Source organism: Streptomyces sp. NBC_00988 (assembly GCF_045162645.1).
Lineage (GTDB): Bacteria > Actinomycetota > Actinomycetes > Streptomycetales > Streptomycetaceae > Streptomyces.
Genome location: NZ_CP108730.1, coordinates 10,795,338 through 10,809,216, shown reverse-complemented (window position 1 = coordinate 10,809,216; position 13,879 = coordinate 10,795,338). Strand labels below are relative to the sequence as shown.

Below are 13,879 nucleotides of genomic sequence, written 5' to 3'. Positions count from 1 at the left end.
GCGCCGACTCCTCGGAATCCACCGCCCTTCCCACTGGACGACGGTTCTTGAGGACTCGACCACGCATGCGCACCCTGAACATCGGAATTCTGGCCCACGTCGACGCCGGTAAGACCAGCCTCACCGAGCGGCTGCTGTTCGACCACGGCGCGATCGACCGGCTCGGCAGCGTCGACGCGGGTGACACCCGTACGGACGACGGAGCGATCGAGCGGCAGCGCGGGATCACCATCCGCTCGGCCGTCGCCGCGTTCACGTCCGGCGGCACCCAGATCAACCTGATCGACACCCCGGGCCACTCGGACTTCATCGCGGAGGTCGAGCGCGCCCTGGAGGTGCTCGACGGCGCGGTCCTGCTGCTCTCCGCCGTGGAGGGCGTCCAGGCGCAGACCCGCGTCCTGATGCGGACCCTGCGTCGGCTACGGCTGCCCACGCTCGTCTTCGTCAACAAGATCGACCGGGCGGGCGCCCGCGCCGACGACCTCCTCACGGACATCCGCCGCCGGCTGACCCCGCACGTCGTACCCCTCACGGACGTGACGGCCCTCGGCACGCCGGCGGCACGCGTACGCCCCCGCCCACCCGCCGACCCGGACCTGGCCGAGGCACTCGCCGAGGTCGACCCGGACATCCTCGCGGCCGTCGTCGACGGCCCGCACCCCACCCCGGACGACCTGCGCAAGGCCCTGGCCACCCGCACCGCCGACGGCTCGATCCACCCCCTCCTCCACGGCTCGGCCCTCGGCGGCCAGGGAATCACCGAACTCGTCGACCGCCTCGTCCAGTTGATCCCGCCCTCGGCCACCGGCTCAGGCACCCCGAGGGGCACGGTGTTCGCCGTACGCCCCGGCCCGGGCCGCGAACGGACGGCGTATCTGCGGCTCTACGACGGTGAGGTGGCCCCGCAGGAGCGGCTCACGTTCCGCCGGCACGGGGCGGACGGCAGGACCGTCGAGGTCTCCGGACGCGTCACGCGGCTTCAGGTCGTCGGCCGCTCCGGGCCGCTCACCGCCGGGAACATCGGGGCGCTGACCGGCCCGAAGGACATCCGGGTGGGCGACCGGCTCGGCGAACTCACCGAGCGGGCACCGCAGTTCGCGCCGCCGACGCTGGAGACGGTCGTACGGGCGCGGCGGCCCGAGCAGGCGGCGGCGCTGCGCTCTGCGCTGCTCGCGCTGGCCGACCAGGACCCGTTGCTGCACGCGCGGCCGGCCGCGTCCGGGGCGACCGTGCTGCTCCTGTACGGGGAGGTCCAGAAGGAGGTCCTCGCGGCAACTCTGGTGCAGGACTTCGGAATTGAGGCCGACTTCGAGCCGAGCCGGGTGCGATTCCTGGAACGCCCGGCCGGGACCGGCGAGGCCTGCGACGAGTTCCCGTGGCACGACCACACCCACTACTGGGCGACGATCGGGCTGCGCGTCGAACCGGCGGAGCGCGGTTCCGGCGGGGTCTTCGGCTACGAGACCGAACTCGGCGCGCTCCCCCGCGCGTTCCACCAGGCCATCGAGGACACGGTCCACGCGACCCTGCTCAGCGGGCTGCGGGGCGCGCCCGTGACGGACTACCGGGTCACCCTGACCCGTTCCGGTTACGCGGCCCCGCTCAGCACGGCGGCCGACTTCCGCGGCCTCACCCCGATCGTGCTGCGCCGGGCGCTGGCGCTCGCGCGGACGCGGCTGTACGAGCCGTACGTCACCTTCGAGACGGAGGTCCCGCTGGACGCGCTGGCGCCGGTGACCGCTCATCTCGCTTCCTGCCGTGCCGAGTTCGCGGGGACGACGGGCGGCGTCGGCTCCTGGCTGATCACCGGCGAGCTGCCGGCCCGCCGGGTGCGGGACGTGGAACTGGCCCTGCCCGGGCTCACGCACGGCGAGGGGATGTGGTGGTCGCGGCCGTCCGGGGACCGTGAACTACGCCCGCACTGAGGGGTGTTCACCAGCGAGGGGGCATGAAACGGACGGCTCGGCCGGGGCACCCGTGGCCAGTGTCACGAGACGGAACGGACCGTGCTCCGGATAGGTCACGGGACGCATGAGGTGAAGCGGCCGGGAAATGCTGTCTGCGGCCGGCCGGGACTCCTGGCAGGCCGGAACTGTGACTTTTCACCCCTGTGCGCCCTCCGTGCCCCCGTCAGATGGACCCTTCGACCAACAGGTCGGTCTGACAAGGCATTTGGGGGGCATGCGCATACCGAGGAAGGGAGGGCCGTCCCCATGACGACTTCCATCAGCCGTATACCCCGGCGCATGCCGGGCTGGGCGAAGGTGCTCACCGCCGTCGTCGTTGTGATCGCCGTGCTGTTCGCCGGCCTCCGGCTCGCCGTGCTCCCGGGCCTGCGGGACATCTTCGGCACCGAGACCACCGACCGCTCGGGCCCGGCGCTGCTCAAGTCCATTCAGGACATGAGCCGTTACGACGCGGCCTCCGGCAACTTCCAGGTCGTCGTGGACCTGGAGAAGAACGCCAAGTACCTGCCCGACGCGATCCGCGGCACCCGCACGCTGTACGTCGGCGCGGGCACCGTGGAGGGCTATGTCGACCTCGGCAAGCTCGGGAAGCAGGACGTGACGGTCAACGCCGACCGCACGTCGGCCAGCATCAAGCTGCCGAAGGCGACCCTCGGCAAGCCGGCGCTCGACCCGGACCACTCCTACACGGTCTCCAAGCAGCGCGGGCTGCTGGACCGCCTGGGCGACGTCTTCTCCGACAACCCCAACAGCGAGCAGGCCGTGCAGAAGCTCGCCTCCAAGCACATCGCCGAGGCGGCGAAGACCAGCGGGCTGACCACGCGTGCCGAGACGAACACCACCAGCATGCTCAAGGGTCTCCTCGGCTCGCTCGGCTTCACGACCGTGAACATCTCGTACAGCGCCTGACCGGGCGCTGCTGAACCTTGGAAAGCTGGAGGCCCACCGCATGGCCCGTACCGTCCCGCGCCTGCGCACCACCAAGAAGACGGAGCCCGAGCCGAAGCCGGCCCGCCCCGACCGCGGACGCCACCAAATGTCCCTCCCCGTGCGTCTGTTGGCGATGCTGATCGGGTTCGTCCTCATGGTGGGGTTCGCCGTCGTACTGGCCAAGCTCACCCTGGAGCCGTCCCCCGCGTCCAAGGCCCTCGTGCACACCAATCTGCACCCGGGCCGCTCCCTGAAGGCCTATCTCGACCAGCCGGCGATGCGGGACGCCATCAAGCAGATCGGCGGGAACGTCGTCCTCGGTATCCCCTTCGGCGTGCTGGTGCCCGTGTTCGCGCCTCGGGCACGCGGCATCCTGAAGGTGCTGCTGCTGACGGCGACCGTCATGCTCCTGGTGGAGTTCGCGCAGGGCGCGTTGATCACCGGGCGGGCCTTCGACATCGACGACGTCATCCTCAACACCTCGGGCGCGCTGATCGGTTGGGTCCTGCTGGGGCGCCGGCTGGGCCGGGCGGTGCACGCGCGGAAGCCCGTCGTGAAGGCAGCAAGGACACCAAAGGCATCGAAGGCGTCCAAAGCGCCGAAGGCCACTTCATGACCGTCGACTACCGGTCCGTAACATTCAACTACTGGTCCGTACCAAGGTATTGACGCTCCCCTTATCTCATCCCTTAAATCAAGAGGCGACGCTTTCACCCCCCACCTCAGTCGGCGTGTCGGTCCCCACGTCCGCCGTACAGAAGGGAATGCCGTGGCCTCCCCACGCATGCTCCGCAGATGTCTTTTCGCCGCCCTGTCCGCCGCACTGGTCGCGTCCGCCGCGATCGGTCCGGCGCGGGCGGCTTCCACGTCGGCCGACCAGGCCGACGCCGTCACGTTCTCCGACACCTTCGACGGGGCCGCTGGTTCGGCGGTCAACTCCTCGAAGTGGACGCAGGAGACCGGCGACAACGTCAACAACCACGAGCGCGAGTACTACACGTCCGGCACCAACAACGCGTCCCTGGACGGCCAGGGCCATCTGGTGATCACGGCGAAGAAGGAGAATCCGGCCAACTACCAGTGCTGGTACGGGACGTGCCAGTACACCTCGGCGCGGATGAACACCTCAGGGAAGTTCAGCGCGCAGTACGGGCACGTCGAGGCCCGGATGAAGATCCCGCGCGGGCAGGGCATGTGGCCCGCGTTCTGGATGCTCGGCACCGACATCGGGTCGGTCGGCTGGCCCAACTCCGGTGAGATCGACGTCATGGAGAACGTCGGCTTCGAGCCCTCCACGATCCACGGCACCATCCACGGCCCCGGCTACTCCGGCGCCAACGGGATCGGCGCCGCCTACACGCTGGCGAACGGCGCGGCCTTCGCCGACGCCTACCACACCTTCGCCGTCGACTGGGCGCCCAACTCGATCAAGTGGTCGGTCGACGGGGTCGTCTACCAGACCCGCACCCCGGCAGACGTGGGCGGCAACACCTGGGCGTTCAACAAGCCGTTCTTCCTGATCCTCAACCTCGCGGTCGGCGGCGACTGGCCGGGCGACCCGAACAGCGCCACGGCCTTCCCGGCCCAGCTGCTGGTGGACTCGGTCTCGGTGACCACGAGTGACACGGCCACCGGGGTGGCCATCAAGGGCCTGGCCGGCAAGTGCGTCGACGTCAACGGGGCGAGTTCCGCCAACGGCACCGCCGTACAGCTCTACGACTGCAACGGCTCGTCCGCCCAGCAGTGGACGGTCGGCTCCGACGGCACGATCCGCGCGCTCGGCAAGTGCCTGGACGTGAACGCCGGCGGCACCGCGGACGGCACGAAGGTCCAGCTCTACGACTGCAACGGCTCCGCCGCACAGCAGTGGGCCGTCAGTTCGGCGAACGACATCGTCAACCCGCAGGCCAACAAGTGCCTGGACGTGACCGGCAACAACTCCGCCAACGGCACCCCGCTGCAGATCTGGACCTGCTCGGGCGGCGCCAACCAGAAGTGGACGGTCGGCTGACCTCGTAGAACCCCGGTGTTCAGTGCCTAGTGCGGCATCCAGGTGAGTTTGTCCCCGCCGACCCAGCGGATCACGTCCGGGTCGTCCAGGTCATGCACCGTGATGCCGCACACGGCCGCCACCTGCAGGACGTCCGTGAGGGTTCTGGCCTCACAGACCATCTCCCCGTCGATCTCCACGATGCGGAACGGCGGGGTACCGGGCTGCACCTTGAGCACCATGATCCGCGGGCTGGAGATGTGCGGGCTGGACATTTCGGTCATGCAATAGAGCCTAGAACGCATCACGCGGACGCGAGTGGTCCACGGTTCCCCGCCGGGGACCCCTCGCGGGAGGAGGCTCGATGGATCCCGTGCAGGCACTGGACCGGATCGCCTTCCTGCTGGAACGCTCCCTGGCCCCGACCTACCGCGTCCGCGCCTTCCGTACGGCGGCCAGGGTCCTGACGGCGCTCCCCGAGGGCGAGGTCGCCGAACGCGCCGCGGCCGGGACGCTGGAGTCCCTCAAGGGCATCGGCCCGAAGACCGCGCAGGTGGCCCGCGAGGCCCTGGACGGGCGGGTCCCCGCCTATCTGGAGCAACTGGAGGCCGAGGCCCCCGCCCCGCTCGGCCCCGGCGGCGAAAAACTGCGCGCCCTGCTGCGCGGCGACTGCCACCTCCACTCCGACTGGTCGGACGGCGGCAGCCCGATCGAGGAGATGGGCCGTACGGCGGCCGGGCTCGGCCACGAGTGGGCGGTGCTGACCGACCACTCCCCCCGGCTGACCGTGGCCCGCGGACTGTCCCCGGAGCGGCTGCGCGAGCAGCTGGACGTGGTGGCGGCGCTGAACGGGACCTGGGCGCCCTTCCGGCTGCTGACCGGCATCGAGTGCGACATCCTCGACGACGGCTCGCTGGACCAGGAACCGGAGCTGCTGGAACGGCTCGACGTCGTCGTGGTCTCCGTGCACTCCAAGCTGCGGATGGACGCCCGCGCCATGACCCGCCGCATGGTGGCCGCCGTACGGAATCCGCACGCGGACATCCTCGGGCACTGCACCGGGCGGCTGCTGATCGGGCGGAACGGGGGTGCCGCGCGGCCGGAGTCCGTCTTCGACGCGGACGAGGTGTTCGCCGCGTGTGCCGAGTCGGGTACGGCCGTGGAGATCAATAGCCGCCCTGAGCGGCTGGACCCGCCGAGGCGGCTGCTGCGGAAGGCCGTCGACGCCGGGGTGCTGTTCTCGGTCGACACCGACGCGCACGCGCCCGGGCAGCTCGACTGGCAGATCAACGGCTGTGCGCGGGCGGAGGAGTGCGGCGTGCCCGCCGAACGGGTGGTGACGACCTGGCCGGCGGACGCACTACTGGACTGGACCAATGGCGAGTGATGCACATCACCGCTCGCTGTGGCTTACGCAGGAACACCCGCCGGTGGTTCGCCGTTGAACAGACCGTGGGTGCGGATGGAACAGTGTCCCCGGGCCTCAACCTCCGCCCACAGGGAAGATCGTTCGGCTGAAGCCCTGTGGAGCCTTTCGCCGCGAGGCGACCGCCGTCCGTGCCCACCACTTGGCCGCCCCGGCCGTGATTCCCCCGTCGCGGTCGGGGCTTCTCCCTGTCCGGGTCCGCGCGCCCGCTTCCCTTCGCTTGACTTCGAGCGCACTTCAATTCGTAGCGTTCCTTTCATGACCACTGCACAGCACAAGATCGGTTCGGGATTCGACGCGAAGAGCACCGCCGACGACGTCCTGGAGGACCTCGACCTCGGCGGCAGGCTCGCGATCGTCACCGGCGGCTACTCCGGCCTCGGCCTGGAGGCCACCCGCGCGCTCACCAAGGCGGGCGCCCAGGTGGTCGTCCCCGCCCGCCGCCCCGATGTCGCCCGGGAGGCCGTGGCCGGACTGCCCGGTGTCGAGGTGGACGAGCTGGACCTCGGCGACCTGGAGAGCGTGCGCGGCTTCGCCGAGCGGTTCCTCGCCTCCGGCCGCACCGTCGACTACATGATCGACAACGCCGGGATCATGGCCTGCCCGGAGACCCGGGTCGGGCCCGGCTGGGAGGCGCAGTTCGCGACCAACCACCTCGGCCACTTCGCCCTCGTCAACCGGCTGTGGCCCGCGATCGAGCCGGGCGGCGCCCGTGTGGTCTCGGTGTCGTCGAGCGCCCACCACTTCTCCGGGATGCGCTGGGACGACGTCCAGTGGAGCCGGGGCTACGACAAGTGGGAGGCGTACGGCCAGGCCAAGACCGCGAACGTCCTGTTCGCCGTCCACCTCGACAAGCTCGCCGCCGACCGGGGCGTCCGCGCCTTCGCGCTCCACCCGGGCGGCATCCTGACGCCGCTGCAACGCCACATCCCCCAGGCGGAGATGATCGAGCGCGGCTGGATGGACGAGCAGGGCAAGGTGCTCAACCCCGAGGGCTTCAAGACCCCGGAGCAGGGCGCGGCCACCGAGGTGTGGGCGGCGACCTCGCCCCAGCTGGACGGCATGGGCGGTGTCTACCTGGTGGACTGCGACATCGCCGAGCCGGCCGCCGTCGCCGACGACGACCGCACCCGCGTCCAGTCCTGGGCGACCGACCCCGAGCAGGCGGCCCGTCTGTGGAAGCTGTCCGCCGATCTAACCGGTGTGGACGCGTTCGCCGGATAGAACCGAGCACAGCCTCACGAGGGGTCGAGGTCCTTCGGCCCGTAGAGGGCGGCGGGCGCACCGCTCATCAGCGCCCAGTAGCGGTCCCCGTACGACCAATGCCACCACTCCGTCGGGTAGTTGACCAGGCCGACCGCGCCGAGCGCCTTGCCCAGCACGGCGCGGTTGGCCCTGGCCTCGGCGGTGATGTTGCCGGCGCCGGTGTAGCAAGCCCCGTCGCTCTGCTCGGGGTTGGCGTTCATCGGCGTACCCATGTCGAGTTCGCGGCCGTCGGCGTCGGCGAGGGTCAGGTCGACGGCCGCGCCGGCGGAGTGCGGGGCGATCTCGGGCGGCGACACATAACGGCTGGCGGCGGACCGGATGCGATCGGCGGACCAGTCCGGATTGGCGGCGCGCAGCTCGTCGCCGTAGCCCTCGAAGTAGCGGCGTTGGAGGGCCGGCGGCCGGTATCCCTCGACGAACAGCAGGCGCAGGCCGTCGGGGAGCAGGGCTTCCGCTTCCAGGAGCCGGTCCAACACGCCCTGGCGCAGGTGGAGTTCGGCGCCGCTGTCGTTCTTGCGGTCGTCGACCAGCAGTACGTCGCTTACGTCGACGAGGGGCTCCCCGCACTCCTCGACGGGGATGGCGGCGACCCGGGCGTCGGACATCAGGATGATCTCACTCATGGAGTGATCATCCCCCAACCGCCCGTCCGCTCAGTGCGGAGCGCGTTCCTCCAGCGCCGTGCGCCAGGCGGGCGGGGGGCCTTCGGGTTCGGGTTCGGCCCGGCGGCCGCCACGGGCGAAGAAGTCGGCGAGGGGGAGGATCGCGGCGCCGACGGTGACCGCGTCGGGGCCGAGGCGGCCCAGCTCGATGGTCACGCGTCCGGCGGGGTGGCGCAGGGCGTAGGCCATGGCGTGATGGCGTACGGCGGGCAGGAAGCGGGAGCCGAGCTGGAGTCCGGCCCAGCCGCCGATGAGGATGCGCTCGGGCTGGAAGAGGTTGATCAGGTCGGACAGGCCGGCGCCGAGGTACTCGGCGGTCTCCTCCAGGACGGCGAGTGCGACGGGGTCGGCCTCGGTGCCCTCGGGCGGGTAGGCGGCGACCAGCAGCGCGGTCATCGCGGTCTCCTCGTCGGTGCCCTCGGGCGGGCGTCCGCCCTGCTCGCGCCAGCGGTCGAGCAGCGACTCGGCGCCCGCGTACGCCTCCAGGCAGCCGAGGGCACCGCAGCGGCAACGGCGGCCGCGGACCCGTACGGTCAGATGCCCCCACTCGACGGCCCGCCCGTGCTCCACCTCGGGAGTGACCAGGCAGGCGCCGACGCCGGAGCCGAAGAGGACGACGATCGCGTTGCGCGCGCCGCGCCCGCCGCCGAACCACATCTCCGCCTGGCCGAGGGTCTTGGCGCCGTTGTCGATGAAGTACGGGACGGCGTCCGGGAGTTGGGAGGTGGAGCGGAGCAGTTCTTCGAGGGGGACCGCGTCCCAGCCGATCGTCTGGCCGTGCACGACGGCGCCGTGGTCCGGGGTGTGCTCGACTATGCCGGGGACGCCGATGCCGACGCCGAGGAGTTGTTCCGGCGCGATGTCGGCGGCGGCGAGGACCTCGGCTATGCCGTCGCGGATGTGGCCGACGATGACCTCGACCTCGTAGCGCTGCTGCTCCAACGGGCGTTCGGCGCGGGCGAGTTCGGTGAGGGTGAGGTCGAACAGCTCGACGCGGACGCGGGTCTCGCCGACGTCGACGCCGATCATGTGGCCGCTGTTCGGGGCGACTTGGAGCAGGGTGCGGGGGCGGCCGCCGTCGGAGTCGACGCTGCCGGCCTCCTCGACCAGACCGTCGGCGACGAGGTCCGCGACGACATTGCTCACCGAGCCGGAGCTGAGCCCGGTCACCGGGCCCAGCTCGAAGCGGCTGAGGGGTCCGTCGAAGTACAGCCGTTGCAGTACGGCCGTGCGGTTGGCCCGCCTGAGGTCGCGTACCGTACGCCCGTTCCGCCCCGCCATGTGGCTCCCTCCGAACCCTGCGCCCTCTTAATTCACGACCTGAACTAAGGGGTGGTGGAATGCACACTACGTGGTGGAAGCCGTCTCGTCGATCTCTCCGAGGGCCGCGAGCAGTTCGGGGGCGACCCTCTCCCGCCGCCAGCGGTTCTCCTCCTCGCCGAACTCCCTGGGGACCGCCTCCGCGAGCATGATCAGGTAGAGGTAACTGCGGTAGAGCGCGTAGCGGAGGCGGGCCGACCGGTCGAACTCGGCCCGGCCGCCCGCCTCCCGGTAGCCCGCGAGGAACGCCTCGTCCCTCCTGATGTCCCCGAGCAGCGCCAGGGAGACGAAGTCGGCGAGGGGGTCGCCCCAGAACATGCGCTCGCCGTCGATGAGGCCGCCGATCCGGGGCGTTCCGGTCGTGCGGTCGACCAGGATGTTGCCCTGCCACAGGTCGAAGTGGACGGCGCGGGGGACGGTGACCTCGTCCAGGGCGTCGTACGCCGACCGGGCCGTGCGGGCGATGCCGTCGGCGGGGAGCGGCAGCCAGGCCGCGTAGCGGCGGGTGTCGTCGAGGACGGCGTCGTAGAGCGTGGTGAACGCGGTGCGCCAGTCGGGGGCGAGGGGGCCGAGGGCGCCGGAGGGGTAGCCGAAGCCGGGGCCGGTGATCTCGTGCAGGCGGGCGAGTTGGCGGCCCAACTCCGTGCGCAGGTCGGTGACTTCGGGGTCCGTGAGGGTGTCGTCCCAGGGCTCGCCGGGGCAGAGCGTCATCAGGAGCGTGTCGCCGTCGAGGACCACGACGCGCGGCGCCACCACCCCGGCCTTGGCGGCGGCGCCGTAGAAGTCAGCCTCGGAGATGAGGAGTTGACGCTCGTGCGCCAGGCCGGGGGCGGTGGGCGCGGTCTTGAGGACGTAGCGGGTGCCGTCGGTGAGGGTGAGTTCCTCGACGGTGTTGTAGGTGCCGCCGCCGAGGGGGCGGAGGTGGGCGAGGTCGCCGGGCGGGATGCCCGCCGCGCGGAGTACCTGTCGGGCTCGCTCCGAGGAGTCCGTCACCGTGCACCCACCTCTCCCTCTCGGTCAGCCGGCGGCGTACACGTCCTCGACGTAACGCCCGTCCGCCATCAGTGTGTTGAGCCACCGCTCGGCGGCCTCGCCGTCGGCGCCGGGCGTGCGGTCCCGGTACAGGGTACGGAACGCCTCCCGCACACCCGGTGCCATGCGCGAGCCGTCGCCGCAGACGAACACCCGGGCGCCCGCGTCCAGTAGGGCCCACACCTCGTCGGCCTCGGATGCGATGCGGTGCTGGACGAAGGTCACCTCGCCCACCGGGGCCGCGCTGAAGGCGGGGCGGAGCGAGACGGCTCCGGCGCGCTCGGCGGCGCGGAGTTCGTCGGCGTGGAGGTAGTCGGCGTCGGGGGCGTCACAGCCGAAGTAGCAGAGGGCCGGGGCGAGTTCGGCGCCGGCGGCGAGGGCGGCCGTTCGGTCGGCGACGGTTCCGCGGAAGGGGGCGAGGCCGGTGCCCGCCGCGACCATCACGACCGGGGTGGAGTCGTCGATCCGGAAGGCCTCGCGGCACGGCTGGACGCGGGCGTACACCGTGTCGCCCGGTGCGACGGTGTTGAGGTGGCCGGAGCCCGTGCCCCGGTAGACGCCCCTGCCCGAGCGGGCCGGGGCCTCCAGCAGGGAGACCATGAGGTCCGCGTGGCCGGGGTCGACGGCGGGTGAGGACGAGATCGAGTAGTGCCGGGGGCGCAGCGGGGTGAGGAGTTCGAGGAGCGTGGGCCAGTCCAGGGCACCGCGCAACGCCGGGTGGTCCTCGACGAGTTCGACGAAGGTGCGTGGGTCGTCGGTGAGGGCGGCGAGAGCGGTGCGCTCGGGCGGGCAGGGGTTGGCGGCGGCCAGCGCGACCAGTTGACCGGAGGTCGGACGGTCCTGCAACTCGACGTAATGGGCAAGCAGTTGACGTACCGTCACGGGGCGATCGACCGCGAGGCCGTCGCGGCGCGGGCGGGCCGGGCGGATGTCGAGGACGGTGTCGAGGTCGACGCCGAGGGCCGCGGCCGCGCGGTCGACGAGGGCCGGGGTGTTCGCGGGCAGGACGGTGAGGTGGTCGGCGGTGCGGTAGGCGGTCCCGTCCGGCAGGGCGACGCGGACGAAGCGCTTGCGGCGCGGGTGGCCGGGGGCGGTCAGGTCGTGGGCCTCGGTGACGGTCATGGGGACGAGGTCGTGCCGCTCGGCGAGGGCGTCCAGGTGGCCGCCGGTGAGGGTGCGGACCTCGTAGGCAGAGACCTCCTCCATGGGTTTGACGTCCGTGGCGTCGGGATCGCCGTACGTCTCCAGGAGTGCCGTGCGCAGCCGGGACGTGAACTCCCGTACGGCGCCGGTGAGATCGCCGGAGGCGTCGGCTGCGGCACGGTCGGTGAGGCGGGTGGCGCCGAGTTCGGCGAGGCGGGCGTCGATGCGGGTCGGCATGTGCTGGTAGGTGGCGGCCCAGTTGCGGTCGCCGACGCCGAGGACGGCGTAGGTCACGCCGCCGAGGTCGTGGGTCTCCTCCAGCCAGGCGGCGAAGGCGAGGGCGTCGTCGGTGGGGCGGCCGTTGTAGGACGCGGAGGTGATGACGACGGGCCGGTCGGTGGGCAGGCCACCGGCGCACGCGTCCAGCGGCGCCACTTCCACCGAGCACCCCAACACGGCTGCCTCGTCGGCCAGTTGGGCGGCGAACTCGCGGCAGGTGCCGTAGTTGCTGCCGTGCAGGAAGAGGGCGCCGGTGCCGGGGCGGACGCGGGCGGGCAGGGTGGCCGTGTCGGCCGTTGGAGTCGCGGGGACCTCGATCGCACCCGGCAGCGGAGTGTGCACACGGTCGGCGGGGGTGCGCGGGGTGAGGGTGAGCGTGAAGCCGTCGGGCTTGAGGGTGAGGGTCTCCTTCACCGTGAGCCGGTAGTCGGCGTGGTCGTGCAGCCGGTAGCGGTGGACGAGCATCGCGAGCAGCATGGTCGCCTCGTGCAGGGCGAACTGCCGCCCGATACAGGCGCGTTCACCGGTGCCGAACGGCTTGAAGGCGTGCACGGAACGGGTCGCCTCGGCCTTGGGCGTGAAGCGCGAGGGGTCGAACAGCTCGGGGTTGTCGCCCCAGCCGGGCTGCCGGTGCAGCATCGGCGCGATCACGGTGACGGCCTGCCCGGCACGGAGCGGAATGCGCCCGCCGAGCACCGTGTCCTCCAGCGCGTGCCGGCTGAACGCGGCGGCGGTGGGCCACAACCGCAGTGCCTCGTTGAGGACTTGGCGCGTGTAGGTGAGCCGGCCGACCTCGTCGTACGTTGGTTCCGGGTCCGCCGTGTCGCCCCACAGCGCGTCCACTTCGCGTTGCACGAGCTGGAGCACGGCCGGGTTCTTGGCCAGGTAGTACAGCGCGAACGACATCGCGCCGGACGTCGTCTCGTGGCCCGCGATCAGGAAGGTGATCACCTGGTTGCGGATGTTGGCGGTGTCGAGCGTCGTGCCGTCGACCGGATGCGAGGCGCTGAGCATGAGCCCGAGGAGGTCGTCGGCGCCGCCCTGGTCGGTGCCGGTGCGGGCGGCGATGACCTCGTCGACGACCTGGGCGAGGTAGTCGGCGTCGGCACGGAAGGCCGCGTCGGCCGCCGAGTGGTCCTCGCCCGGGACGCGCGCCAGCCGGGTCATGCTCCACTCCAGGCAGCGCACCATGGACTCGACGAAGGGGTGCGGCTCGTCGCGCTCGAACGACCCGAAGTCGTAGTCGAATCCGGCGAGTCCGATGGTGTCGAGGGTCATCCGGGTCATGTCGTCGGGCACGTCGACGGGCTGCCCGGCACGGGCGTCGCGGTCCCAGGCCTCGACGAGCCTGCGGGCCACCTTCAGCATCACGGGGTGGTAGGTGCGCATCGAGCCGAGCGCGAACGCGGGCATCAGGATGTCGTGCGCCCTGGCCCAGTTGGGCTCGTCGTTGTACGCCGTGAAGAGTCCGTCGGCGGCGAAGGCCCGGACGTTCTCCAGGGCGGGCCCGATGTGCTTGGCGAACCGCCGCTCGTCGGCGAGGTCGGTCACCAGGTCCAGATCGCTGACGAACAGCGTGTCCCGCCCGTGCAACCGCCGTACGAACACGGGTCCGTGACGGCGCATCAGCTCCATGATCTGCTGCATCGGGGTGCGACCGGGGCCGGTCGCGGTGATGTCGACGACGGGCACGCCGGGGAGCGTGTCGACGGGCTGGGGGTGCGGCGCGGTGGGGGGCATGGCGCGACAACTGCCTTTCGCGGTACGGAAGTACTGCGTTCCAGCGTGCTCGTCCCGCCCCGGCGGACCGCGCCGCGCGACTACACGATCGTGTAGCGAAAGGCACGGATGGCGTCTTGCGTCG

The 13,879-nt window shown here is 71.5% G+C and carries 11 protein-coding genes; 6 read left to right on the top strand and 5 right to left on the bottom strand.

The window, feature by feature from the left end; all coding sequences use genetic code 11:
• Positions 1-65: 65 nt before the first annotated feature.
• From otr(A) to OG496_RS48730, 4 genes are all read left to right on the top strand, one after another.
• Entirely contained in the window at positions 66-1,925 is a 1,860-nt protein-coding gene (gene otr(A), locus OG496_RS48745) for a tetracycline resistance ribosomal protection protein Otr(A) (protein WP_405975482.1), read from the top strand.
• Positions 1,926-2,213: 288 nt separating this feature from the next.
• A complete protein-coding gene (locus tag OG496_RS48740) occupies positions 2,214-2,876 on the top strand; it encodes a DUF4230 domain-containing protein (RefSeq protein ID WP_399389971.1) in 663 nt (220 codons plus the stop codon).
• 40 nt (positions 2,877-2,916) lie between these two features.
• Positions 2,917-3,513, top strand: coding sequence for a VanZ family protein (locus tag OG496_RS48735; RefSeq protein ID WP_366491639.1), 597 nt, complete (start codon positions 2,917-2,919; stop codon positions 3,511-3,513).
• 153 nt (positions 3,514-3,666) lie between these two features.
• Positions 3,667-4,908, top strand: coding sequence for a ricin-type beta-trefoil lectin domain protein (locus OG496_RS48730; protein ID WP_405975481.1), 1,242 nt, complete (start codon positions 3,667-3,669; stop codon positions 4,906-4,908).
• A 26-nt stretch (positions 4,909-4,934) separates the two neighbouring features.
• Here OG496_RS48730 and OG496_RS48725 read toward each other — a convergent pair whose 3' ends face one another.
• Complete coding sequence (locus OG496_RS48725) at positions 4,935-5,171, bottom strand: hypothetical protein (RefSeq protein ID WP_327399413.1); 237 nt, start codon at positions 5,169-5,171, stop codon at positions 4,935-4,937.
• Between the two features lie 80 nt (positions 5,172-5,251).
• Between OG496_RS48725 and OG496_RS48720 the strand changes: the two genes are divergently transcribed.
• Positions 5,252-6,274, top strand: coding sequence for a PHP domain-containing protein (locus OG496_RS48720; RefSeq protein ID WP_405975480.1), 1,023 nt, complete (start codon positions 5,252-5,254; stop codon positions 6,272-6,274).
• A 297-nt stretch (positions 6,275-6,571) separates the two neighbouring features.
• Entirely contained in the window at positions 6,572-7,537 is a 966-nt protein-coding gene (locus OG496_RS48715; protein WP_405975479.1) for an SDR family NAD(P)-dependent oxidoreductase, read from the top strand.
• A gap of 14 nt (positions 7,538-7,551) precedes the next feature.
• Here the strand turns inward: OG496_RS48715 and OG496_RS48710 are convergent, their stop codons facing one another.
• The 4 genes from OG496_RS48710 to OG496_RS48695 all read right to left on the bottom strand — a co-directional run bounded on the left by OG496_RS48710 (position 7,552) and on the right by OG496_RS48695 (position 13,755).
• Positions 7,552-8,202 carry a M15 family metallopeptidase gene (locus OG496_RS48710; RefSeq protein WP_405975478.1) on the bottom strand — a complete coding sequence of 217 codons (651 nt, stop codon included), beginning with the start codon at positions 8,200-8,202 and terminating at the stop codon, positions 7,552-7,554.
• A 30-nt stretch (positions 8,203-8,232) separates the two neighbouring features.
• Positions 8,233-9,522: an ROK family protein gene (locus OG496_RS48705; protein WP_399389980.1), complete on the bottom strand. Its 1,290-nt coding sequence runs from the start codon at positions 9,520-9,522 to the stop codon at positions 8,233-8,235.
• Between the two features lie 66 nt (positions 9,523-9,588).
• Positions 9,589-10,554, bottom strand: a complete 966-nt coding sequence (locus tag OG496_RS48700) for a phosphotransferase family protein (protein WP_405975477.1) — start codon at positions 10,552-10,554, stop codon at positions 9,589-9,591.
• A 24-nt stretch (positions 10,555-10,578) separates the two neighbouring features.
• The gene (locus OG496_RS48695) at positions 10,579-13,755 is read right to left on the bottom strand and encodes a cytochrome P450 (protein WP_405975476.1); all 3,177 of its coding nucleotides are present in this window, start codon (positions 13,753-13,755) and stop codon (positions 10,579-10,581) included.
• Positions 13,756-13,879 lie beyond the last annotated feature (124 nt).